Origin of the sequence: Gemmobacter aquaticus (assembly GCF_007859075.1) — a bacterium.
Lineage (GTDB): Bacteria > Pseudomonadota > Alphaproteobacteria > Rhodobacterales > Rhodobacteraceae > Gemmobacter > Gemmobacter aquaticus.
Genome location: NZ_VOAK01000020.1, coordinates 333233 through 356978, shown reverse-complemented (window position 1 = coordinate 356978; position 23746 = coordinate 333233). Strand labels below are relative to the sequence as shown.

24 protein-coding genes are annotated in these 23746 nt (G+C 64.4%); 13 read left to right on the top strand and 11 right to left on the bottom strand.

Going from position 1 to position 23746, the window contains the following annotated elements:
- Positions 1-100: 100 nt before the first annotated feature.
- The gene (locus FQU74_RS11410; protein ID WP_146286584.1) at positions 101-1159 is read right to left on the bottom strand and encodes an RluA family pseudouridine synthase; all 1059 of its coding nucleotides are present in this window, start codon (positions 1157-1159) and stop codon (positions 101-103) included.
- Here FQU74_RS11410 and FQU74_RS11405 point away from each other — a divergent pair.
- The 7 genes from FQU74_RS11405 to FQU74_RS11375 all read left to right on the top strand — a co-directional run bounded on the left by FQU74_RS11405 (position 1158) and on the right by FQU74_RS11375 (position 8410).
- On the top strand, positions 1158-1466 hold the full coding sequence (locus tag FQU74_RS11405; RefSeq protein ID WP_146286583.1) for a DUF6476 family protein: 309 nt from the start codon (positions 1158-1160) through the stop codon (positions 1464-1466). The genes FQU74_RS11410 and FQU74_RS11405 overlap by 2 nt on opposite strands.
- A 91-nt stretch (positions 1467-1557) precedes the next feature.
- Complete coding sequence (locus tag FQU74_RS11400; protein ID WP_146286582.1) at positions 1558-2994, top strand: amidase; 1437 nt, start codon at positions 1558-1560, stop codon at positions 2992-2994.
- A 120-nt stretch (positions 2995-3114) separates the two neighbouring features.
- A complete protein-coding gene (locus tag FQU74_RS11395) occupies positions 3115-4125 on the top strand; it encodes an ABC transporter ATP-binding protein (RefSeq protein WP_146286660.1) in 1011 nt (336 codons plus the stop codon).
- A gap of 2 nt (positions 4126-4127) precedes the next feature.
- Positions 4128-5060: an ABC transporter permease gene (locus FQU74_RS11390; RefSeq protein WP_146286581.1), complete on the top strand. Its 933-nt coding sequence runs from the start codon at positions 4128-4130 to the stop codon at positions 5058-5060.
- A complete protein-coding gene (locus tag FQU74_RS11385) occupies positions 5053-5856 on the top strand; it encodes an ABC transporter permease (RefSeq protein WP_146286580.1) in 804 nt (267 codons plus the stop codon). The genes FQU74_RS11390 and FQU74_RS11385 overlap by 8 nt, the downstream gene beginning before the upstream one ends.
- A gap of 33 nt (positions 5857-5889) precedes the next feature.
- On the top strand, positions 5890-6915 hold the full coding sequence (locus FQU74_RS11380; protein WP_146286579.1) for an extracellular solute-binding protein: 1026 nt from the start codon (positions 5890-5892) through the stop codon (positions 6913-6915).
- A gap of 85 nt (positions 6916-7000) precedes the next feature.
- Positions 7001-8410 (top strand): amidase, encoded by a 1410-nt coding sequence (locus FQU74_RS11375; RefSeq protein WP_146286578.1) that lies wholly within the window; start codon positions 7001-7003, stop codon positions 8408-8410.
- A gap of 19 nt (positions 8411-8429) precedes the next feature.
- On the opposite strand, the gene FQU74_RS11370 is transcribed toward FQU74_RS11375, so the two are convergent.
- Positions 8430-9467 (bottom strand): cytochrome-c peroxidase, encoded by a 1038-nt coding sequence (locus FQU74_RS11370; RefSeq protein WP_146286577.1) that lies wholly within the window; start codon positions 9465-9467, stop codon positions 8430-8432.
- A 183-nt stretch (positions 9468-9650) separates the two neighbouring features.
- Here FQU74_RS11370 and FQU74_RS11365 point away from each other — a divergent pair, with 183 nt between their 5' ends.
- Positions 9651-10892: a 3-deoxy-D-manno-octulosonic acid transferase gene (locus tag FQU74_RS11365; protein ID WP_158635580.1), complete on the top strand. Its 1242-nt coding sequence runs from the start codon at positions 9651-9653 to the stop codon at positions 10890-10892.
- On the opposite strand, the gene thpR is transcribed toward FQU74_RS11365, so the two are convergent.
- Together thpR and FQU74_RS11355 are read right to left on the bottom strand one after the other, a co-directional pair.
- Positions 10877-11419, bottom strand: a complete 543-nt coding sequence (gene thpR / locus FQU74_RS11360) for an RNA 2',3'-cyclic phosphodiesterase (RefSeq protein ID WP_146286575.1) — start codon at positions 11417-11419, stop codon at positions 10877-10879. The two genes, FQU74_RS11365 and thpR, sit on opposite strands and share 16 nt — an antisense overlap.
- On the bottom strand, positions 11416-12588 hold the full coding sequence (locus tag FQU74_RS11355; protein WP_146286659.1) for an acetoin utilization protein AcuC: 1173 nt from the start codon (positions 12586-12588) through the stop codon (positions 11416-11418). The genes thpR and FQU74_RS11355 overlap by 4 nt, the downstream gene beginning before the upstream one ends.
- Before the next feature lie 278 nt (positions 12589-12866).
- On the opposite strand from FQU74_RS11355, the gene FQU74_RS11350 reads away from it, so the two are divergent.
- Positions 12867-13394, top strand: a complete 528-nt coding sequence (locus FQU74_RS11350) for an NUDIX hydrolase (RefSeq protein ID WP_146286574.1) — start codon at positions 12867-12869, stop codon at positions 13392-13394.
- A gap of 59 nt (positions 13395-13453) precedes the next feature.
- Positions 13454-13882, top strand: coding sequence for a DUF1178 family protein (locus FQU74_RS11345; protein WP_146286573.1), 429 nt, complete (start codon positions 13454-13456; stop codon positions 13880-13882).
- A 26-nt stretch (positions 13883-13908) separates the two neighbouring features.
- On the opposite strand, the gene FQU74_RS11340 is transcribed toward FQU74_RS11345, so the two are convergent.
- Positions 13909-14232, bottom strand: coding sequence for a 2Fe-2S iron-sulfur cluster-binding protein (locus tag FQU74_RS11340; protein WP_146286572.1), 324 nt, complete (start codon positions 14230-14232; stop codon positions 13909-13911).
- A 176-nt stretch (positions 14233-14408) separates the two neighbouring features.
- Here FQU74_RS11340 and FQU74_RS11335 point away from each other — a divergent pair, with 176 nt between their 5' ends.
- Positions 14409-14876 (top strand): peptidoglycan-binding domain-containing protein, encoded by a 468-nt coding sequence (locus FQU74_RS11335; RefSeq protein ID WP_146286571.1) that lies wholly within the window; start codon positions 14409-14411, stop codon positions 14874-14876.
- Positions 14876-15523 (top strand): HD domain-containing protein, encoded by a 648-nt coding sequence (locus tag FQU74_RS11330; RefSeq protein ID WP_146286570.1) that lies wholly within the window; start codon positions 14876-14878, stop codon positions 15521-15523. The genes FQU74_RS11335 and FQU74_RS11330 overlap by 1 nt, the downstream gene beginning before the upstream one ends.
- Positions 15524-15583: 60 nt before the next feature.
- Here FQU74_RS11330 and FQU74_RS11325 read toward each other — a convergent pair whose 3' ends face one another.
- From FQU74_RS11325 to FQU74_RS11300, 6 genes are all read right to left on the bottom strand, one after another.
- A complete protein-coding gene (locus tag FQU74_RS11325; protein WP_146286569.1) occupies positions 15584-17080 on the bottom strand; it encodes a DegQ family serine endoprotease in 1497 nt (498 codons plus the stop codon).
- Between the two features lie 210 nt (positions 17081-17290).
- Entirely contained in the window at positions 17291-18181 is an 891-nt protein-coding gene (hflC, locus tag FQU74_RS11320) for a protease modulator HflC (protein ID WP_146286568.1), read from the bottom strand.
- Between the two features lies 1 nt (position 18182).
- The gene (hflK, locus tag FQU74_RS11315; RefSeq protein ID WP_146286567.1) at positions 18183-19334 is read right to left on the bottom strand and encodes an FtsH protease activity modulator HflK; all 1152 of its coding nucleotides are present in this window, start codon (positions 19332-19334) and stop codon (positions 18183-18185) included.
- Between the two features lie 69 nt (positions 19335-19403).
- Entirely contained in the window at positions 19404-20762 is a 1359-nt protein-coding gene (gene gor, locus FQU74_RS11310; RefSeq protein ID WP_146286566.1) for a glutathione-disulfide reductase, read from the bottom strand.
- Between the two features lie 35 nt (positions 20763-20797).
- Positions 20798-21586: a ribose-5-phosphate isomerase RpiA gene (rpiA, locus tag FQU74_RS11305; protein WP_146286565.1), complete on the bottom strand. Its 789-nt coding sequence runs from the start codon at positions 21584-21586 to the stop codon at positions 20798-20800.
- A 76-nt stretch (positions 21587-21662) separates the two neighbouring features.
- Positions 21663-22211 (bottom strand): CREC-EF hand family protein, encoded by a 549-nt coding sequence (locus tag FQU74_RS11300; RefSeq protein WP_158635579.1) that lies wholly within the window; start codon positions 22209-22211, stop codon positions 21663-21665.
- A 139-nt stretch (positions 22212-22350) separates the two neighbouring features.
- Between FQU74_RS11300 and FQU74_RS11295 the strand changes: the two genes are divergently transcribed.
- Positions 22351-23724, top strand: a complete 1374-nt coding sequence (locus tag FQU74_RS11295; protein WP_146286563.1) for an L-serine ammonia-lyase — start codon at positions 22351-22353, stop codon at positions 23722-23724.
- Positions 23725-23746 lie beyond the last annotated feature (22 nt).

The following is a 23746-nucleotide window of genomic DNA, read 5'->3' as shown; positions in this document are numbered from 1 at the left end:
GCCGGACCGGGGCTCTGCCCCGGACCCCGGGATATTTGAGAAAAGAAGAAGCGAGGGGCGTCTTGTCCTTCTCAGGCGCGCGCGGGTGCCCCTCGGCCTGTCATTCCACGGCGCGCAACATCTCGGTCAGGGCGCGCATGTCCGGCGGCAAGGGCGCCTCGAACTGAAGTTCCTCGCCCGTGACGGGGTGGACAAAGCCCAGTGTCGCGGCATGCAGGGCCTGACGCGGGAAGCTGTTGGCGGCCTCGGCCGCACCCTCGCCCACTGCTTTCGCAGCGACCCGGCGCTTGCCGCCGTAGGTCTGGTCACCGATCAGCCCATGCCCGACATGCGCCATATGCACCCGGATCTGATGGGTGCGACCAGTCTCCAGCCAGCATTCGACAAGGCTCGCCGATTCAGGATGCCCGTAGGCTTCCAGAACCCGCACGCGGGTCACGGCGTGGCGGCCCTCGTTCCAGACGACGGCCTGACGCTGGCGGTCGGTCTTGTGGCGCGCAAGATGTGTCGCGATCTTCAGGATGCCGCCATTTTCAAAGCTGACCCCCTTGACCCCGCGCAGACGCGGATCGGCAGCCGAAGGCATGCCGTGCACAAGCGCAACGTAGTGGCGGTTCACGGTATGACGTTCGAACTGCGTGGCAAGCCCGTGATGGGCGCGGTCGCTTTTCGCCACGACCAGAAGACCGGACGTGTCCTTGTCAATCCTGTGCACGATGCCGGGGCGTTTCTCACCGCCCACACCCGAAAGTGTATCACCACAGTGGAAGAGCAGCGCATTGACCAGCGTGCCTGACCACGAGCCCGGCGCAGGGTGAACGACCATACCAACGGGCTTGTTGATGACGATGAGATCAGCATCCTCCCACACGACATCAAGCGGGATGTCCTCGGGTTGGGTATTCACTTCGACGGCTTCGGACAGGACAAGTTCATAGGTCTCGCCCGGCAGGACGCGTGCCTTGGGATCGGTGACCGCTTGCCCCTCCTTGCGCACGTCACCCGCCGCGATCATCTTGGTCAGGCGCGACCGCGAAAGTGCCGCCTCCTCTGGCACGGCGGCGGCAAGTGCCTTATCCAGACGCTCGGGCGGGTCATCACCGATCACCACGCGCAGAACGCCAGACGCGGCATCTTCGTCATCAAGGGAATAGCTCATGGACGACACCTCTGAAAAGCTGGAGCTTCCGCCCTCGCTGCGCTGGCTCAAATGGCTCGTGACGGGGTTGACCCTCACGCTGATCCTGGGCGTCATAGCGATCGTGACGCTGCTTGTCACGCGGCTGCCGATCCCGTCCAATCAGGAAGCGGCGGCATTTCCGGACACGCTCGCCCTGCCCGATGGGGCCGTGCCCGAGGCGATCACGAGGGGCAAGGGTTGGACCGGGGTCGTCACAACGGATGGGCGGATGTTCATCTTTGATCCTGCCGGAACACTGACGAAGGAAATCCTGATCCAGAGATAAGGAAAATCCGACGCACGCTTGTCGCATATGGCATTGCCCCAAAGGGTATTGCCGGTCCAGCTTATGATCAAATCATGGCAATGGGGGCGACATGCTGGATCGTTTCGGGGCGCACGATGCGACCGACCTTGCGGCGCTTGTGGCGCAGGCAAAAGTCTCGCCCACTGAACTGCTTGATGCCGCACTCGCCGCATCGGCAGAGATAAACCCGCAGGTCAACGCCGTCGTGCTGACACAGGAAGACGTGGCCCGGCACGCCATCGCAAAGGGACTGCCGCGTGGCCCGTTCTCCGGCATCCCCTTCCTTCTGAAGGACCTCGGGGCCGAGGCGGTGGATTTCCCCTCGCATAACGGCTCGCGGCTGCTTGCGAATACCCGATATGACCGCGACAGCGCGATCTATGACCGTATCCGCGCAACCGGCGTTGTCACATGGGGTCGCACGACGAGCCCCGAAGGCGGCGTCGGTGCGGCCACGGAATCCGCGGTCTATGGCGGCCCCACGCGCAACCCCTGGAACCTTGACCACACCCCTGGCGGATCGTCGGGCGGCGCTGGCGCTGCAGTCGCAGCCGGGATCGTGCCCTTTGCCCATGGGTCGGACGGCGGCGGATCTGTGCGCATCCCGGCTTCATGCTGCGGCCTCTTCGGCTTCAAGCCGACGCGCGCGCGCCTGCCCGATGGCCCCTATGCAGGCGAGGGTTGGGCCGGGATGGCGATCGATGGCTTCCTGACCCATAGCGTGCGCGATACCGCAATCATGCTCGATGCCTGCGCCGGGCCGGATCTGGGCGCGCCCTATGTCGCCCCGCCCCTGCAGCGCAGCCATGCCGATGCGATCAGCCGGCCACCGCGCCGCCTGCGGGTGATGATGGTCGAGACCACCTTTACCGGCACAGCCATCCACCCCGAGGTCCGCAGCGCCGTGCTGAATGCCGCGCGACTGCTTGAAAGCCTTGGCCATATCGTGACGCCAGGATTGCCGCGCGCCGATATCGGGGGGATGATGCGGGCGTGGACCGATATCGTCGCGGTGGGGTCTGCCCTTGGTATCCGCAAGGCCCTGCGCGGACGACCGCTGACGCCCGATCTGGTTGAAGGCGTCGGACGCGGTGCCCTCGCCCATGCCGAGAGACTGCACCCCACCCGATATCTTGAAGCCGTCGGCGAGATCCATGCCTTTGGCCGGCAGATGGCGGCGGTGTTCGATGATTGCGATGTGATCCTGTCGGCCACGCTGGCAGAGCCGCCCGCGCGGGTTGGGCGCTTTGCTCATACGACAGAGGATTATGTCGCCTACCGCACTGGACCAGAGGGCATCTTCGCCTATTCGCCCTTCTGCGCGGTGTTCAACGCCTCGGGCCAGCCCGCAGCCTCGGTCCCTATGGGGATGAGCGCATCAGGCCTGCCGATCGGGATTCACCTCGCCGCCCCCTATGGCGCGGATGAGGAATTGATCGCGCTTTGTGCGGAGGTGGAAAAAACAGGCGCCTGGGTTCGGGAAAAGCCGCCACTCCGGGCAAAATGACTTGCCCGAATCCGAATCGTCGAAAAATATGATCAAAAATCAGAACAGGGACGGGAACGGCGAGTGAGCGAGATAGCCATCGAGGTACGGAACGCAGTCAAGGCCTTTGGCCAGGGCGGCATGGCAGTTCGGGCATTGGACGATGTGTCGGTCGATATTCGCAAGGGCGAGTTCTTTACGCTGCTCGGCCCCTCCGGCTGCGGCAAGACCACGCTTCTGCGTCTGATCGCGGGGTTCGAGAGCCCAACATCGGGACAGATCCTGCTTGATGGGCAAGACATCACCCACCTGCCGCCCAACAAACGACCGGTCAACACGGTCTTTCAAAGCTATGCGCTGTTTCCGCATCTGACGGTTCTGCAGAACGTGGGCTTTGCGTTGCAGATGCTGGGCAAGCCCAAGGCCGAGGTGGCAGAGACCGCGCGGCAGATGCTGGCGCTGGTCAAGCTTGACCAGATGGCCGACCGCAAGACCAGCCAGCTTTCGGGCGGTCAGCAGCAACGCGTGGCGCTGGCCCGTGCGCTGGCGCCGAAACCCAAGGTGCTGCTTCTGGACGAGCCGCTTTCGGCGCTGGACCTGAAGTTGCGCAAGGAGATGCAGGTCGAATTGAAGCGCCTGCAGCATGAGACCGGCATCACCTTCATCTTCGTCACCCATGATCAGGAAGAGGCCCTGACCATGAGCGACCGGATCGGCGTGATGAGCGCGGGCAAGATCCAGCAGATCGGTGCCCCGCGCGAGATCTATGTCCGGCCGGTGAACCGATTTGTCGCAAGCTTCATCGGCGAGACGAATTTCCTGCCGGTGACCGTCTCGGGCGGGCATGTCACGTTGAAATCCGGTATCCGTATCGCGGCAGGCAATACCCACCGCCACCACGGCGACTTTACTGTCACCGTGCGCCCCGAACATGTGCGCATCGTGCCGCGCGACGCGGAGGGTGCAATCCCCGCCACGATCCGGGATCAGGTCTATTTCGGAACTGATACGCATTACCACCTGGTGCTGGGCGACGGCACCGAGATCGTCGCCCGCCAGCAAAGCCGCACGGCGACTGAGAGTGGCCTTATGAACGGCACCACCGTGGGCGTGCAATTCGCCGAGGGCGCAACCCGCGTGCTGGAGCAATGACCATGGGTACGCGTGATGACGCCCCGCCAACCTACGAGGAAGCCGCCCGCGCGCGCTCGATCCGCAACGCATGGGCGCTGTCGGCGCCTGCGCTGTTCGTGCTGCTCATAGCAGCCTCAGGGCCCTTGCTGATCGTTCTGGTCTATTCGTTTCTGACGCCCGGAAAATACGGCAATGTCGAATGGGCGTTCAGTCTGGACGGCTGGAGGGGGATCCTGTTCACCAAGGATATCTTCGACGACACGCTGCAACTGGCCGACGCGCATCTGACGATCTTCTGGCGGTCGGTGAAGCTTTCGCTGCTGACCACGCTGTTCACCTTTCTGGTGGGCTTCCCCACCGCCTGGTTCATCGCGACGCGCCCCCCCAAGGCGCGCGCGGTCTGGCTGTTCCTGATCACGATCCCCTTCTGGACAAACCTGCTGATCCGGACCTTCGCGATCAACGAGGTGATCCGAAACGAGGGGCTGTTCAACACCGTAATGATCGCGCTTGGCATCTTCGAGACACCCTTGCGCATCATCAACACGGATGCCGCTGTGCTGATGGGGATGACCTATGTCTATCTGCCACTGATGGTGCTGCCGCTCTTCGCCGCCATCGACCGGTTCGACATGAAGCTGCTGGAGGCGGGCTATGACCTGTATGCCAGCCGCTGGCAGGTTCTGCGCCGCATCATCCTGCCCATCGTGAAACCGGGGATCGTTGCGGGCTCCATCCTCGTCTTTGTCCCCTCGCTTGGCGCCTATGTGACGCCGCGCGTGCTGGGCGGCGGCAAGAACATGATGATCGGCAATTTCATTGAGCTGCAGTTCGGACAGGGCCGCAACTGGCCACTGGGCGCGGCGCTGTCGATGACGCTTCTGATCATCGTCATGGCGGCCCTGCTGATCTATGTGCGCGCAGCCAGCAAGGGGGGCCATGGTCATGGCTGAGGCAAACTTTCAACCGACGCGCATTCCGGGCTTTGCCACCATCGCGATCCTCGCATTTGTCTGCCTTTACCTGCCGATCTTCACGCTGGTGGCCTATGCCTTCAACGCAGGCACCTCTATCGCGGTGTGGGAGGGGTTCTCTCTGCACTGGTTCGGCAAGGCCTGGGCGAACGAGGCCGTCAAGGACGCGACGCTGCGGTCGTTGACCATCGCGACAGTGGCGGCGATTATCGCAACGTCGGTGGCGACGCTGGCGGCCCTTGGAACCACGCGGCGCGCCGGATTCCGCGGGCAAACCGCGATCTATGTGATGATCAACCAGCCACTGATGGTGCCCGAGATCGTGACGGCCGTAGCGCTGCTCATCTTCTTCGGCATGGTCAAGACATGGACGGGATATCAGGGCCTGGGCTACCTGATCCTCGCCCACAGCGCGTTCTGCATCCCATTTGCCTATCTGCCGATCCGCGCACGGCTTGAAGGGATGGACCTCAGCCTCGAGACGGCGGCGAACGATCTTTATGCGTCGGACTGGCAGACCTTCCGCCATGTCACACTGCCGCTGCTGGCTCCGGGGATCCTCGCCGGTGCGATGCTGGCCTTCGTCATCAGCCTTGATGATGTGGTGATCACCGAATTCGTGAAATCGGGCGGGCAGGATACGCTGCCCACCTACATGCTGGGCCAGATGCGCCGTGCCATCACGCCCGAAGTAAACGCAATCTCGACCGGGCTTCTGGGCCTGACCGTGATCCTGCTGACTGCCTTCTTCCTGCTGACGCGGAAGAAGGACTGACCGCCACCAAAGAAAACCGACAGGGAGACAAGAATGAAGACGCTACTGACCACCACGGCCTTGCTGCTGGGCTGCTCTTCCATCGCCTCGGCCGAGGGCGTCCTGCAGCTTTACAACTGGGGCAACTACACCAGCCCCGAGCTGCTGACCAAGTTCGAGAAAGAGACCGGCATCAAGGTCACCGTGACCGACTTTGACAGCAACGATACCGCGCTGGCCAAGATCGAGGCCGGTGGGCACGGGTTTGACCTTGTGGTCCCCTCGGCCAACTATGTGCCGATCTGGGTCGAAAAGGGGTTGGTGACCGAGTTCGACATGTCGAAATTGTCGAACCACGGCAATATCGCGCCCGAGTGGAAGGACGTTGCATGGGATCCGGGTCGCAAGTTCTCGATCCCGTGGCAGTGGGGCTCGACCGGGGTTGCGGTCAACACCAAGGTCTATGGCGGTGACATCAACACCTCGAACGTGTTCCTGAATGTGCCCGATGAGCTCAAGGGCAAGATCAACGTCGTGCCCGAGATGAATGACATCGTCTCGATGGCAGTCATGTGGGCGGGTGGCGAGCCCTGCTCGGAAGACACCGAGGTCCTGAAGAAGGCACGGGATGCGCTGCTGGCGGCCAAGCCCGACTGGATCAGCATGGACTACGGTGCCACCGAGAAGCTGTCGAACAATGACTGGGCGGCCAGCGTGAACTGGAACGGCTCGACGATGCGCGCGCGCATCGCCAACCCGGATGTCGCCTATGGCTATCCGAAGGAAGGCTATCCCCTGTTCATGGACTCGGTGATGCTGCTCAAGGACGCGCAGAACGTCGAAGAGGCCTACAAGTTCCTCGATTTCATCATGGTGCCCGAGAATGCCGCGATGATCTCGGCCTTTGCCCGCTATGCCAACGGGATCTCCGGGTCGGAAGCCTTCATGCCCGAAGACATGAAGACGGCGCCCGAGGTGGTGATCCCGGAAGAGTTCAAGGCAGCGGGCGTGTTCCTGCCTACCTGCACCGGCAAGGCGCAGGAATATGTGACCGCGATCTGGACCGAACTGCAGAAGTGATCGCAGCTGGCGATGGAAGAGCGGGGGGCTGTCAGCCCCCCGTACCCCCCGAGGATATTTTTGAAAAGAAGAAGAGAGAGAAGGCGTGGCACTTGCTGACTTGGGTGCATCCGAACTGTCGCGGTTGATCGCCGCACGGCAGGTCAAGCCATCAGAGGTGATGGAAGACCACCTGCGGCAGATCGAGGCACGGAATGGCCGCATCAACGCCATTGTCAGCCTGCGCGATGGCGACGCCCTGATGGCCGAGGCTCGGGCCGCGGATGATACCGCGCCCGTCGGCTGGATGCACGGGCTGCCGATTGCCGTGAAGGATCTGGTTGCAGTCAAGGGACTGCGGACAACGTACGGGTCGCCCCTTTTTGCCGACTATGTTCCCGAGGCAGACGATCTTGTCGCGGCGCGGATGCGGGCGGCGGGAGCGATATTCATCGGCAAGACAAACACGCCGGAATGGGGCCATGGCAGCCATTCCTTCAATCCGGTATTCGGCGCGACACGAAACCCCTATGCCCTTTCGCAAAGCGCGGGCGGATCATCGGGGGGCGCGGCGGCCGCATTGGCGGCACGTCTGGTGCCGGTCGCTGACGGATCGGACATGATGGGCAGCCTGCGCAACCCGGCCGCCTTTTGTAACATCTATGGCTTTCGTCCGACATGGGGTCTGGTGCCGTCGGACGCGGTGGGCGACACCTTCATGGCGACAATGGCGACCGAGGGCCCGATGGGTCGGAACATCGAGGATGTCGCGCGCCTGCTGGGCGTTCTTGCCGGAGAGAATCCCGAGGTGCCCTTCGGGCGCAGCGCCGAACCCTTTGCCGACCGGCTGAACATTGAACCGAAGGGCCTGCGCATCGGCTGGCTGGGCGATTGGGGCGGGGCCTACCCCTGCGAGCCGGGCATCCTGACATGCTGCGAGGCGGGTCTGCGCGTGCTTGAGGATCTTGGCGCGATCGTCGAGCCCGTGGCCCCACCCTTCCCGGCAGAGAGGCTGTGGAAGGCATGGCTGACCCTGCGGGCCTTTCTGAACGCGGGCAGCAAGGGTGTGCTTCGCAATGACCCGGTGATATGGGCGCAACTGAAGCCCGAAACGCAATGGGAGATCGAGCAGGGCCTGCAGGTTACAGCCGCCGACGTCTATGAGGCGAGCGTCATCCGTTCGCGCTGGTATGCGCGTGCAGCCAAGCTCTTCACCCGGTTTGATGCGCTGGTGATGCCCTCGGCGCAGGTCTGGCCCTTCCCGGTTGAGTGGCGCTGGCCGCAATCCATCAACGGGCAGGCCATGGATACCTATCACCGATGGATGGAAGTGGTGGTGCCGGTCAGCCTGATTGGCCTGCCAAGCCTTGCCGTACCTTGCGGCTTTGGCGCGGCGGGTCTGCCCACCGGCATGCAGATTTTCGGCCCAACTGGCTCCGATGCCCGCATGCTGGCGATTGGTCAGGCCTATCATCAGGCAACCAACTGGCCCGGTGTCGCGCCGCCCTCCCTCTGACGGGCGGCGCTGGCGCCGATTACTGGATCTCGGACGTCGGGCGCGGCGTCGTCGCGGTCTCGGCCGGCAGAACCGGCACCACAACTTCGGGCATGGTTCCGGTAAGGCTGTCGAGGAAGGCGACCAACGCCTTGGTCTCTTGCGGCTGTAGCGCCTCACCAAGCTGGCTTTCGGCCATGATGTCGACTGCCACGCTCAGGTCCCAGACCTTGCCCGAGTGGAAATAAGGCGCGGTAACACCAACGTTGCGCAAGGGGGCAGCGCGGAAGACATATTCATCATCCGCCGTTTCGGTCACGGCAAAGCGGCCCTTGTCACCGGGCGGCAGCACTTCGGATCCGGGTTTTTCGATCAGACCGAAGGGGTAGTAGCCATGGCCGCCCACGTTGACTCCCGAATGGCAAGACGAGCAGCCCTTGTCGACAAAAAGCTGAAGCCCCGCCTTCGCCTCGGCCGTCAGGGCATGGTCATCACCGTTCAGCCAGGCGTCGAAGGGGGCCGGGGTGATCAGCGTGGCCTCGAACGCCTCGATCGCGCGCGCCATGTTGTCAAAGGTTACCGCATCCCCCTCGCCGGGGAAGGCCGCCCTGAACTTGCTGACGTAGTCAGGCATCGAGGCAAGGGTCGCCACCACATTGTCGGGCGTATTCGCCATCTCGACCCCGGCCTGGATCGGGCCTTTTGCCTGCGCCTTCAGGTCATCGGCACGGCCGTCCCAGAATTGCGCCTCATTCAGCACGGCATTGAGGGCGGTGGGCGCATTGCGTGGTCCCTTTTGCCAACCATGGCCGACCGAGGTTTCCATGTTGTCGTCCCCGCCCGTCGCAAGATTGTGGCAGGAGTAGCAAGAGAACACACCAGATGCCGAAAGGCGCGGATCAAAGAAGAGCGACCGACCGAGGGTGATCTTCTCGGGCGTCACCGGGTTATCCTTGATTGCCGGGATGGTTGACGGCAACGGCTTGAACAGGTCAAGCGCCTGATCCCGCAGCGCATCGGCATGGGCGGCGGCAGGAATGCCCGCAACGGCAATCAGCAAGGCAGGAAGAAGTCGCATCTTGGGTGATCCTCATGATGGCTTCGCGCGTCGGGGCGACAGTCGCAGACCGGGGGCTTGGCGCTTTGACTTGGATCAATTCTAAGTTTCGCACCACTGCGACAAACTGCGCGGCGCTTGCCCCGGATGCGCCTTCGGCCTATGGCTTTGGCGCTGCCCCAGAGGGGCCAGACCGGAGAGGACATGGGCCTTTATCGCGCAATACTGTGGATTCTGACGCCAGCGCTGGCGCTGCATCTGCTTGTCTTGCGGGTGCGCGGACTCGTCGGTGCGGGGGCCTTTGCCGAGCGCTTTGGTCTGGCTACTGGCGGCGAGGCCGAGTTGTGGCTGCACGGTGCGTCGAATGGCGAGCTGACATCAGCGCGATGGCTTATCGAGCGGATCATCGCAGCGCGACCCGATCTGCGGCTGGTCATCACCTGTAACAGTTGGACCGCGCGGCAGATGGTATCAGACTGGCACCTGCCCCGCACCTCGGCCCGTCTTGCGCCCTTCGACACGGCAGGGGCAGTCCGGCGGTTCCGCAAGGTATGGCGCCCCCGCGCGCTGGTCTTTCTGGAAAACGAGCTCTGGCCCGAGCGGATCTTGCAGATGGCTGACGCAGGCCCGGTGATCTGCATCGGTGCGCGCATGTCCGAAAGGTCGGCCCGCCGTTGGGCACGGGTGGCACCCAAGCTGATGGCGCTGATCATGGCGCGGCTGCGGCTGGTTTCGGCACAGGATGCGGGATCGGCCAAGCGGTTCGTCACACTCGGATTGCCGCAAGAGCGGCTTGGGCCGCAACTGATGCTCAAGGCGCATGGCCTGGACGATGCCGAGCCGGGTCCTTCCGCCCCCGTGGGTGCTGCGCGGGATCGTGTCCTTCTGGCCGCCTCCACGCATGAGGGCGAAGAGGCGATCGTGCTGAACGGCTTTGCCGAGGCGCATCGCGACGGGGCCTTCGATCTGCTGATCCTCGCCCCACGCCATCCGCGCCGGATTGCCGAGGTGCGCGCGCTGGTGCAGGCGACGGGCCTTCCCTTCGCAATCCGTTCGGCAAACCAGCCGCTGACTCCCGGCATTGCGGTCTACGTGGCCGACACGCTGGGCGAGATGGCGCAATGGTACGCGATGGCGGGTGTCACCCTGGTTTGTGGCAGCTTCGGGGATGCCGGCGGCCACACGCCCTATGAACCTGCGGCACATCGCTCGGCCATCCTACATGGTCCCAATGTCGCGAATTTCGCCGATGCCTATGCAGCGCTCGATGCCGCGGGCGGTGCGCTCGCGGTCACGGCCGAAACCTTGGGCGCGGCTCTGAAGACGCTGGACATGGATCGCCAACTGGCCCTTGCGAGTGCCGCGCGGGCTGCGCTGACGCCTGCCGACGAAAGCGCGCTGGTCACGGCCGTCCTGCAGGCGCTGCCCGGTCAGGACAACGGGTAAGAGGTCAGAACCTCATACTTCGGGCCGCGTGACCGGGAGTGTGAGGCATAAAGGGCAAATTCGCTGACCTGCCATGGCCCGGCGCGATAGTCCTGCCGCATGGCCATCGCGGCAGACAGGCGAGCAACCGTATCGGGATCGGGCGCATGCAACCGCGCCAGCGTGACATGCGGCGCATAGCCCTTGGCCTGCGCGTGGACGCCTGCGCGCACCACGACCTGCGCGACCTTTGCCTGCAGACGCGACAGCGCCTCGGACGGGGCGACGCCCGCCCAGACGACCCGCGGCTTTGCGCCGCCAAAGCTGTTGACGGCGGCAAGTTCCAGCGTGAAGGGCGGCATGCGCAGCTCTGACAGCCCCTCATGGATGTCTTGCAGCACATGGTCGGGCTGTTCGCCCAGAAAGACCAGGGTCAGGTGAAAGTCGGCCTCGTCCACAGTCGCGGGCATGGGCAGACGGGCCTGCAACAGGCGCAGGCTGGCGCGGATCTCATCGGGCAGCGGAATGGCAACGAAGGCGCGGATCATCGACGCTCCAACAGGGTCAGCCGGGTGCGGATCACGTCGCGCACGGGGCCCGGCCGGGGTTCGTCAATCAGCGTGGTGCAAAGCGTATCGGCTGGCAAGGGGCGCGCGCCACCGTTCCAGCCGACACCGCGCAAGACCGCCTCGGCATCGGGCGGCAGCCGGTCGGGCATCTCGCGTCCCGAAAGGCGCCCCCATATAGCCGTCCAGAGCCGCGCCACCGACCACGGATTATACCCCCCACCGCCGGTCACGATCAGACGGGGCGCAAGCGGGCGCAGCGCATCCAGCACCCCAAGATGCGCCCGGTTCGAGAGCGACAGCCGGGCCAACGGATCCTCCTCAAGCGCGTCCGCACCGCATTGCAGCACGATTGCCTCGGCCCCGTGGGCCGCGACGCGCGGCGCGATCAGCCGCTCGCAGACCTCGACCATCTCGCTGTCGTTGAAGCCGCGCGGCACCGGCAGGTTGAACACATTGCCCACGCCCTGATCGCTCAGGCCGCCGGTGAACGGCCAGCGCCCTTCTTCATGGACCGAGATCACCAGCACATCGGGATCATCGGCAAAGGCAAGCTCAACCCCGTCGGCATGATGGGCGTCAATGTCCACATAGGCCAGACGCCGCAGCCCGGCACGTCTGAGCGCCGTCAGCCCAAGTGCCACATCATTCAGATAGCAAAAGCCCGAAGCCCTGCCACGCAGGCCATGATGCGTGCCACCGCCCGGAACATGGATTGTGCCAGATGCGCGCAGGGCGAGCGTCTCGGCCGCCCAGATCATACCGCCCGCCCCGGTCGCTGGCCGACGGAACATCTCGGGGAAGGCGGGGTTTGACAAGGTCCCCAGACCAAACCGCGTCCTCCACGCCTCGGGCAAAGGCTGCCCCGCGCGGGTCATCGCCTCGGCCTCATGCAGGGCGTCGACATAGTCAGGATCATGCCATTGGCGCAGGGCGGCGGGCTTTGCACGCGGGCTTGTCCGATAGCGCGCGGCAGGCAACCAGCCCAATGCGCGCGCGAGGTCCATCACCGTCGAGACGCGCGGCACGCGTAGGGGATGAAGTCCGCCGTAGGACGAGCCGCGATAGATTTCCGATCCGACAAAGATGGCCTCTTCCGCCGCCCACGCCCCGGTCGGCGCGCAAGCGAATGCCAATTGGCCTGCGTCCATCGCGCCCTCGCCCGTCAACCACTGCCCGAAAGCGCCCTGCTGGCCGCCCGTCATGCCCTGACCCCGCTGCCCCTTTTGCGTTCAGAGATTAGCGTGATCCGTGGCCTCGGCAATGGCGCATCAACGCATCATGCAGGGCTGTCAGCTCGCCGGAGCATCCGCGCCCCTTGAATTACAGGGCAGACATGCCAATACTCTACCAACGACCTCGTGCAGGCAGGAGCATTCCTAAACGACCCAGGTGACCGCAGAGCCACCGCAAAGAACAGGCATTGATCGTGACGATTGACATCAAAGGCGGCACTCTGTCCGCAATCGGGACAGAACCCAGAACTCAGTATGGCGCAATTTGCTGGCGCCCCTCAAAGGACGGTGTGCAGGTCCTTCTTGTCACCAGCCGTGAGACGGGTCGCTGGGTGGTGCCGAAGGGCTGGCCCATCAAGGGAACGACGCCAGAACAGTCCGCCGCCCGCGAAGCTTGGGAAGAGGCCGGGGTGCGCGGCCCGACACGTCCGCATTGCCTTGGGATATACTCCTATGACAAGTTGATCGGCCCGACCCGCAGCGCCCTGCCGTGCGTCGTGGCACTTTATGGGATCAAGGTCGCGGAACTCGCCAAACGATTTCCTGAACGTCAGCAGCGTCGGCGCAAGTGGTTTTCCGCGACCAAGGCCGCAACCAAGGTTGATGAGCCGGAACTGCAGATCCTGCTGGCGGGTTTGGTGCGCGCAAACGACGGTACGCTGGCTTTCAGACCCGCATCTGACGATACGCCATCGCCCGGCGCCGATCCGGGGGGTTCTTGAACTTTTCCGGCGCACAGGCCATGTCTGTTGACTGACCTGCCAAACCGACGGCGATCCGAATGATCCGATATGCGCTGCATTGTGAAGAAGGCCACGACTTTGAAAGCTGGTTCGGCTCCGCCGCCGCATTCGAGGATCTGAAGGCGCGTGGCCTGCTGTCCTGCGCGATCTGTGGCGGCAACCGGATCGAAAAGGCCTTGATGACCCCCGGCGTTGCCACGCGTGGAGCGCCTGCGGCACATGAGGGCGTCTTGCAGACACCGGAATCCGAAGTGGAGCAAGCTATCGCCGCGCTGCGGCGCGAGATCGAGGCAAATTCGGAATATGTCGGGATGAACTTCGCGGCCGAGGCGCGGAAGATGCATGATGGCGACGCACCAGAGCGCGCCATCCATGGAGAGGCGCGCCCCGATGAAGCGCGCAAGCTGATCGAGGACGGCGTGCCGGTGGCCCCGCTGCCGTTCCTGTCGCGCCGCAGGGCGAACTGACGCCGCGCCCTGCGCGCAAGCGGCGATCAGATCTGCTTTTCGGGCAGGTAGACGACCAGACCGTCCAGCGCATCGCTGACCTTGAGCTGGCAGGTCAGACGCGAACGCTCAGGATCGGGCTGCCAGGCGAAATCCAGCATGTCCTCTTCCATCGCGTCTTTTTTAGGCAAACGTCCCACCCACTCGGGCGCCACATATACGTGGCAGGTGGAGCACGCGCAGGCACCGCCGCAATCCGCCTCGATGCCGGGCACGCCATTGTCGCGCGCGCCTTCCATCACGGTCATACCGCTGGGTACGTCGATGATGTGCTGTTTGCCACCAAATTCCACATAGGTGATCTTCGCCATTTGCCGGGCCCCGTTTAACCTTCGCTGCCGCACACATAGGCGAATTCGCGGGCAGCTTCCAGCCCGGCCGGGGTGACATCTTTGCAGCCCTTCCGCCGCTGCGGAAACGCCGGTATGTTCGCCCCCGCATCACAGGTCCGCCCGATTGGTCCGCATAACAGCAAGGAGACGCCCATATGATCCTGCGCGCAGCAACCAGCCTTTTGCTGTTGATCAGCCTTGCGGCCTGTCAGCCCAAGTCGCCGCTGGTGAAGCCGCCGCAAAAAACGGATCTGCTGGCGAGTGTCATCGTGGAAGGCACCGCACCAATCCCAGAACCTGCAGAGGGTGAGTGTTGGGACAGCCGCAGCGCGAACCTGGTTCCGCCGGGCCGCGCGCCATCTGCCAATACCCCGGCGACACCCGGCACGATCCATTTCCGCGTTCCCTGCCCCGAGGTGATGACGCCCGAGTTCCTCGCCTCGCTGCAACGCGCATTGCAGGCGCGCGGGTTCTTCCGGGGTGCGGTCACGGGCGCGATGGATGCCCCGACCCAGCAGGCCGTGCGCGCCTATCAGCAATCGCTGGGCCTTGACCTGCCGGTCCTGACGCTGGCTGCCGCACAATCGCTGGGCCTTGTGCCGGTCGCACGGGCAGACCTGTGATGGCACCCTCGACGGACGCCTTCCGCCAAGCTTGCGAAGCCGAGGTTCTGCGCCTTTGGGGTGGCAAGCCCGATGGCGCGCATGACCTTGGGCATCTGCGGCGGGTCTGGGCAAATTGCCAGACCATCGCGATGGATGAACCGGGCGCCGATTTGCAGGTACTGCTGCCCGCCGCCATCTTCCACGATGCGGTGAACCTGCCGAAGACTCATCCTGACCGGGCGCAGGCGTCGCAGGCGTCTGCAAAGGTCGCTGTGGATTGGCTTGGCACACAAGCCTACCCGGCCGACAAGCTGGATGCCGTGGCCCATGCCATTGCGGCACACAGTTTTTCCGCCGGGATCGAGCCCACGACGGTTGACGCGCGCATACTGCAGGACGCAGACCGGCTGGAGGCGCTTGGCGCGCTTGGCATCGCCCGGATGTTCCATGTGGCGGGCGCGACGGGGGGCCTGCTTTTCGATGCGGATGATCCGCTGGCCCGGCACCGCCCTTTGAATGATCGCGCATTTGCGCTCGATCATCTGGAGGTGAAGCTCTTTCGCATCGTCGACACGATGAAGACCGCAACAGGGCGCCGCATCGCCGAAGAGCGCGCAGAATGGATGGCATCCTTCCGAAGCCGCCTGCTGCGCGAGATCGGCTGAACGTGCCAAAGGAAAAGGGCGGCGCCGATGGCACCGCCCCTTCCGCACGTGTTCGGCGGTTCACTCGACCGACAGGGCCACAAATCGCGGATCACCCTCGCGGCGGATCAAGAGAAGGATCGACTTGCGTCCGGCGTCCTTGGCCTCGGACACGCGGTCACGCAGGTCCTTTAGCGTCGCGACCTTTTGCTGGCCCGCCTCGGTGATCACGTCGCCCTCGCGCAGCCCCTTGGTATAGGCCTCGGACGTCGCGTCGACCTTGGTGACAACCAGCCCCTCGGCGTCCTCGGGCAGGTTCAACTGCTGGGCGATCTCCGGGCTGATCGGCTGCACGGTCAGGCCCAGAAGCTCCACCTCGGCCGGCATATCGGCACCGGGCTTCGCAACGGCTTCCTCGACCGCCTCGGCCTCTTCCCGGCGCCCCAGCTTGACCTGCAGGGTCTCGCTCTTGCCCTCGCGGACGATCTCCAGCGGGACCTCTTCACCGATCGGCGCATCGGCCACACGGCGGGTCAGATCATGCACGTCCTTGATGGTCTGGCCGTTGAACCCGGTGATCACGTCGCCGGCCATCAGCCCCGCATCCTTGGCCGGACCGTCAGGCACATCCGTTACCAGCGCGCCGGCGGTGCCTTCGCCAAGGCCCATCGCCTCGGCCACGTCCGGGGTCACGTCCTGAATGCGCACGCCCAGCCAGCCGCGGCGGGTTTCACCGAACTCGCGCAGCTGATCGACCACCTTGCTGACGACGTTCGAGGCCATCGAGAACCCGATCCCGATCGAGCCGCCGGTGGGCGACAGGATCGCGGTGTTCACGCCGATCACCTGCCCATCCATGTTGAAGAGCGGCCCGCCCGAGTTGCCCTTGTTGATCGCGGCATCGGTCTGGATGAAATCGTCATAGGTGCCCTGAAGCTCGCGCCCACGGGCCGAGACGATCCCGGCCGAAACCGAGAAGCCCTGCCCCAGCGGGTTGCCCATGGCCATGACCCAATCGCCCACGCGCGTCAGGTCGCTGTTGCCGAAGTTGACAAAGGACAACGGCTCTTCCGATTCCACCTTGAGCAGCGCGATATCGGTCTTGGGGTCGCGCCCGACCAGCTTGGCCGGAAGGCGTTTGTGCGAGAAGAACTCGACCTCGATCTCGTCGGTGCCCTCGATCACGTGGTTGTTCGTAACGATATAGCCGTCTTCCGAGATCACGAAGCCCGAGCCAAGCGCTTCGGACCGGCGCGGGCCGCTCGGGCCGCCGGGACCGTTCTCGAACTGGTCGAAGAAGTCCTGCAGCCCCTCGGGCAGCTCGGGCGCCTCGGTGGTCGCCGTTTCGACCACGGACGATGTGGTGATGTTCACCACCGCCGGGCTGATCTGTTCGGCAAGGTCGGCAAAGCTTTCAGGGGCGCCGCGCGCTTCGGCGAAATGTGCAGGCCCCGTGGCCAGCGCAGCCCCCAAGAGCAGGGCGCCAGCCAGCCGCGTCATCCGCAGGCGTGCGGTCACGGGCGATATGCCAGAGGAAATGGTGTGGAACAGCACCGCGAAACTCCTTTTCGGTCGCATGAATGTCCCGGCGCGACAGCCGGGTTGGCCACAGCAAACAACCAAGACCACAATAACGCAATGCAAACCCCCGTCGCGGCGCGTCAAACGGGCGTGAGCCTTTGTTTCAAGTCCCGTGATCGCTTCGTGTGGTTGCCGCTAGGGAAAGATAACGCCCCCGAGAGGCTGGCTTTCGGGGGCGTCAGGATCATGTGATCGGACCGGTCCGGATTATTGCTGCGCAGGCGCCGCAGGCCGTCCGTTCGGATCGTTCAGATAGTCAAAGAACACGCTGTCGGGCTGCATCACGATCGAGGCATTTCCCTCGCGCATCGAACGCTCATAGGCTGTCAGTGACCGGGTGAAGGTAAAGAACTCGGGGTCCTGACCAAAGGCTTCCGCGTATATTGCGTTCCGCTTGGCATCGGCTTCACCCCGGATCACCTCGGCCTGACGCCGGGCATCAGATGTCACCTCGACGACCTCGCGGTCGGCCGCCGCGCGCAGGCGGCTTGCCGCCTCATTACCGCGGGCGATCTCGTCGGCGGCCTCGCGCTCGCGCTCGGCGCGCATCCGGGCGTAGGTCGCGGCAAGGTTCTGTTCCGGCAGATCGGTCCGCGTCAGCCGAAGGTCGATCACCTCGACCCCAAGGCTTCCAGCCTCGCGCCGGGCAATGTCACGGATGCGGTTCATCAGCCCGGTCCGGTCTTCGGACAGGACCGCGTTCGAGACAACCGAACCCAGAACCTCGCGGATGGCCGCGCTCACGATCCGGTCGATGCGCGCCTGTGCGGATTCGACACCACCGGGGCCAACCGCCTCACGGAAGGACACCAGATCGACGATCCGCCAGCGGGTAAACGCATCAACGATCAGGCGGCGGTTGTCCTTCAACGTCACCTCGAGCGGCTGTGTCTGCAGGCCGAGGATACGATCCTCATAGCGCACCACGTCCTGTATGAAGGGCACCTTGAACCCCATACCCGGATCGCGGATCTCTTGCTTGACCTGCCCAAACTGCAGGACCAGCACCTGTTCTCGCTCATCAACGATGAACACCGAGGATAGCGCAAGCGCCCCCACTGCAAAGACCGCCGGAAGGATGTACTGGATACGCGACATGTCAGTTGCCTCCCTGCTGGGCGGGAGCCGCCGGGCGCGTCAGTTCGTTCAGCGGCAGATAGGGCACCACACCGCCCTCGCCGGTTACACCGTCAAGGATGACCTTGTTGATGCCACCCAGCACATTTTCCATGGTTTCCAGATACATGCGCCGGCGCGTAACCTCGGGCGCCTTCACATACTCGGCATAGACCGCAAGGAAGCGGCTCGCCTCACCCTGCGCGTCGTTGACCACGCGGGCGCGATAGGCCTCGGCGTCTTCAAGAAGGCGGGCAGCCTCACCGCGCGCGCCAGCCGTCACGCGGTTGGCATAGGCGTCAGCCTCTTTCTGCAAACGATCGCGCTCTTGCTGGGCGGCCTGAACCTCGCGGAAGGCATCCGACACCTCGCGAGGCGGGTCAGCGCGGTCAAAGTTCACCCGGATCACGCTGATCCCGGCCTGATAGCTGTCGAGCGTCGCCTGAACATTCTCACGCAGGTCGGCTGCGATGTCTGCCCGCCCGGTGTTCAGAACCGGCGTCAGTTCCGACCGCGCAATGATGTCGCGCATGGCCGAGGCCGAGACCGCACGGATGGTGTCGGCCGGATCGGCAAGATTGAAAAGATAGGATTCGGGGTCAGAGACGTTCCAGACCACCTGGAACTCGATATCCACGATGTTCTGATCGCGCGTCAGCATCAGGCCGCTGTCGGCATCGCCATTGCGGCCGGTGCCGATGTCGGTGGTGCGTTCGCCAGTCACCTGCACGATTTCCGCCGTCATCACCGGCCATGGCGCGAAGTTCAGGCCCGGCTGACCGATGTCGGAAAAGGCACCCAGAAACAGCTCGACCGACCGCTCCTCCGGCTTGACCGTATAGAACGACATCCAGGACCAAAGCGCAGCCAGCGCCAGCACACCAAGCGCCGCGCCCTGGGCCGACAGGATCGGGCCCGGACCACCGCTGCCGCCGTTGCCGCCGCCCCCGCCAGAGCGCCCACGACCGCCCATAAGGACGCGAAGCTGCTCCTGCCCCTTTTTCACGATCTCATCTATCTCGGGAATCTGCGGACCTTCGCCACCCGGACGGCGCGGCGGCCGTCCGTCATTCCTGCCATCATTACGGCCATCGCGATTGTCACCACCGCCGCCCCAGGGGCCTCCGTTCGACATGCCTGCTTTCCTATTGTTGCGTTCTGATCAAACTGGTGATTGTGGCGCGGTTTTCAACCCTTTGGCGCGTTATCCGCGACGTGTCGGGCTGCGCATCGTGACCAGTTCTTCGGAAATTGTTGGGTGCACGGCCACAGTGCGGTCGAAATCCTCTTTCGTCGCGCCCATCTTCACCGCGATCCCGGCAAGCTGGATCATCTCGCCGGCGCCGGGACCGACGATGTGGCAGCCCAGCACCTTGCGGCTGTCCTCGGCCACGATCAGCTTCATCAGCACGCGATCCTGCCGACCTGCGAACAGGCTCTGCATCGGACGGAAGGTCGCCACGTAGACCTCGATCGGGCCTTGCGCGCGGGCATCCTCTTCGGTCAGCCCGACGCTGCCCAGTTCGGGCTGGGTGAAGACCGCGGACGCCACAAGATCGTGATCCGCCTGCCGGGGGCGGGCGTTGAACACCGTATCGGCAAAAGCATGCCCCTCACGGATCGCAACCGGCGTCAGGTTGATGCGGTCTGTCACGTCCCCCACGGCATAGATCGAAGGGACATTCGTCTGGCTCCAGCCATCGACGCGGATCTCGCCCCGCCCGCCGATGACCACGCCCACCCGATCAAGCCCCAACCCTTCGGTGTTCGGGCGGCGGCCGGTTGCGTACATCACCAGATCATAGTCCTCAGACGATCCGTCGATCATGCTGGCGCGGATACCGCCTGCGGTGCGGTCAAGCCGCGCGACATCGGCATTGCAGCGGATCGAGATACCCGATGCGGCCATGGCATTTGCCACATGGGTGCGCGCCTCGTCGTCAAAGCCGCGCAGGATCTGGGTGCCGCGGTAGACCTGCGTCACCTTCACCCCCAACCCGTTGAGGATGCAGGCAAACTCTGACGCGATATAGCCGCCGCCCACCACCAGCGCGCGGGCGGGCAGCGTTTCAAGGTGGAACATCTCGTTCGAGGTGACGGCGAGCCCGGCCCCCGGAATCGCCGGGACAAACGGGCGCCCGCCGGTCGCGACCAGAATGTGCTTGGTGGTAAAGCGCCGCCCGTCGGCAAGCTCCACCGTGTGCGGATCAACGATCGTCGCGCGCTGGTCATGCACCTCGACCCCCGCATTCAGCAGGGTCGATCGATAGGCGCCCTCAAGACGCGTCAGCTCTGCCTCTAGCTGGCGGCGGAACTGCGACCAGTCGAAGGCGCCCGGCGTGACCTGCCAGCCATAGGCGCGGGCATCATCGATAATCCCCGGATACTCGCTGGCATAGACCATCAGTTTCTTGGGAACGCAGCCGCGGATCACGCAGGTACCGCCCATGCGGTACTCCTCGGCGAGGCCCACGCGCGCCTTGCCCTCGGCACTGGCGATGCGCGCGGCGCGCACCCCGCCCGAACCGCCGCCGATCACGAACAGGTCATAGTCGAAGCTCATGCGTCGCCCCCTTTGTCGCCGATGAATAGCGCGCCTTATTCGTCGAGATCGGCGAAGATGTTGTCGGTCGGCTTGAACTCAACATACTCTTCCTCGATCTCTGACGAGTTGACGTCACGCACCTGCACGCGCCCGTCGCCGTGGCCGATGACGACCTTGTCACAGATGTCGATGAAAAGCCCGTTTTCAACCACGCCCGGGATCTGGTTCAGCACCAGCGACAGCTGGCGCGGATTGCCGATCCGGCGCAGATGCAGATCGAGAATGTAGTTCGACTGATCGGTCAGCACCGGATCGTCCCCCGCCCGGCGCAGGCGCACATCGCGGGCCAGAACATCCATGCTGACAAGCATTTCCTCGATCTGGGCCTGCGTGGCCTTCCAGCCAAACGGGATCACCTCCACCGGCAACGGGAAGGCGCCAAGTTGCGCCACCTGTTTGGCGGCATCGGCGATCACGATCATCTGGTCGGACGCGGTCGCCACGATCTTTTCGCGCAGAAGCGCCGCACCACCGCCCTTGATCAGGTTCAACTCCGGGTCAAACTCATCGGCGCCGTCGATCGTCAGATCCAGCCAGCCCGCCTCATCCAGCGTGGTGATCGGCACCCCAAGGCTTTGCGCGAGTTCCGCCGTGCGAATCGAGGTGGGCACGCCCACGACGCGCAGCCCCTCGTCCCGGATCCGTTCGGCAAGGCAGCGCACCATCCACGCGGCGGTGGAGCCGGTTCCCAGCCCCAGCTTCATGCCGGATTCCACATGGTCAACAGCGCGCAGCGCGGCCACGAACTTGGCCTTGTCGATGGCGGAAAGGTCGGCGGGCATGATCTGTCTCCTTCGCAAGCTCTGGCCGCTTATAGGTCGAAGGCGGCGCTTGTGCGAGAGGGGATTGCCGCACCCGTTACTTGGCGATCAGCCGCTGTAGCCCGCGATGCAGTTCATCCACCGTGACGCCGCCCTTGCCATCAGCATTCATCGCCAGGATTGCACGCAGGCGCGCAAGCTGATCGGCGTCAGGCTCTGCATCGGCCACGCGCCGGGCTGCGGCCGTGACCTCGGCGGATGTCACCGTTCCGTCGCCATTCGCGTCAGCAGCCAACAGGCGCTGCACCAGACGGGCGCGGTGGTTTTCCGACAGCGGTCGCAGCGCGAGGTCGCGCTCTTCGATGCTGACTGCCCCATCATCGTTCAGGTCCGCAACCAGCAGATCCGCCCGCGCCCGCGCCCGTACCCCGGCGCGCTGCACCTCTATGGCCTGATCAAGCCCCTGGGCCGTCAGCCCGTTCGGGCCGCCAAAGCCAAGAATCAGGCCGATCGCCGTCCTCTCCCATGTAGAGGGGCTGCGCTGAATGGATTTGAGCACATCCTCGGGCATGTCGGGTGCAGCCTGAGCCCAAGCACCGCCCGCAGTTGCCGCCAGCGCGACGGCCAGCACCAGAATCCTACGCATCGCATCCTCCATGACACCGCCGCAGTTCACCCGACGAAAGTTAAGACAGCGTTACCGCGTTTTCCACGCCTGCCCTGTCGTTTTTTTCCGCCCGTCGCGGCCCCGTCTCTGCATAGTGGGGCGAAACAGGGAGACGCGCATGTTTTTGTCGGTGTTCGACATGTTCAAGGTGGGCATTGGCCCGTCGTCCAGCCACACCATGGGCCCGATGGTGGCCGCCGCCCGGTTCCTGGCCACGCTTCGGTCCAGCCCGTTCCATGCCCATGGCCTGCGTGCAAGCCTCCATGGCTCGCTGGCCTTCACCGGTGTTGGCCACGCCACTGACCGCGCGACGATTCTGGGCCTCGCGGGGTTTGAGCCTGCAACCTATGACAACGACAAGGCCGAGGCCGCGCTGGCCGAGATCCACCGCACGCGCACCATTACCCCGCCGGGTCTGGGCACGCTGGTCTTTGATCCCAAGACCGACATGATCTTTGACTTTGGCCCCTCGCTGCCGGGACATGCCAATGGGATGATCCTGCGCGCGCTTGACGCGCAGGGCGACGTGATCCTTGAAGAGACCTACTATTCCATCGGGGGTGGGTTTGTCCTGACGGCCACAGAGCTGGCACAGGGCGAGGCTGCAAAATCCGGGCCTGCGGTGCCCTATCCCTTCGAGACCGCCGAGCAGATGCTGGAGATGGCGCGGAAGTCTGGCCTGTCCATCGCGGAAATGAAGCGCGCGAACGAATTGGTCTTCCGCTCAAAGGCAGAACTCGATCAGGGGATTGCCCGCCTCTGGGACGTGATGGACGCCTGTATCGAGCGCGGCATGAAGGGCGAAGGCATCCTGCCCGGCGGCCTCAAGGTGCGTCGTCGCGCCAAGGGAATTCATGACGCGCTGCTGGCCGAACGCGGGCTGAACATGACCGCACCGCATACCATCAACGACTGGATGAGCCTTTACGCCATGGCGGTGAACGAGGAAAACGCCGCAGGCGGGCAGGTCGTGACCGCGCCCACCAATGGTGCTGCGGGCGTTCTGCCGGCGGTCATCCGCTATTGGCTCGATCACGTCCCCGGTGCCAGCCGCGCGCGTATCGGAGAGTTCTTGCTGACCGCCGCCGCAATTGGCGGGCTGTGCAAGCACAACGCCTCGATCTCTGGCGCGGAATGTGGCTGTCAGGCCGAGGTCGGATCGGCCGCCGCGATGTCGGCCGCAGGCCTCTGCGCGGTTCTGGGTGGCACGCCCATGCAGGTTGAAAACGCGGCCGAGATCGCGCTGGAACATCACCTCGGGATGACCTGCGACCCGGTGAAGGGGCTGGTTCAGGTTCCCTGCATCGAACGGAACGGGCTTGGCGCCATCAAGGCGGTGTCGGCTGCAAGCCTTGCGATGCGCGGCGATGGTGTGCATCTCGTCAGCCTCGACGCCTGTATCGAAACGATGCGCCAGACCGGCCATGACATGCATGAAAAGTACAAGGAAACCTCGCTGGGTGGCCTTGCGGTGAACGTCCCCAACTGCTGAGCCGGCAAGGATTGCGACGCAA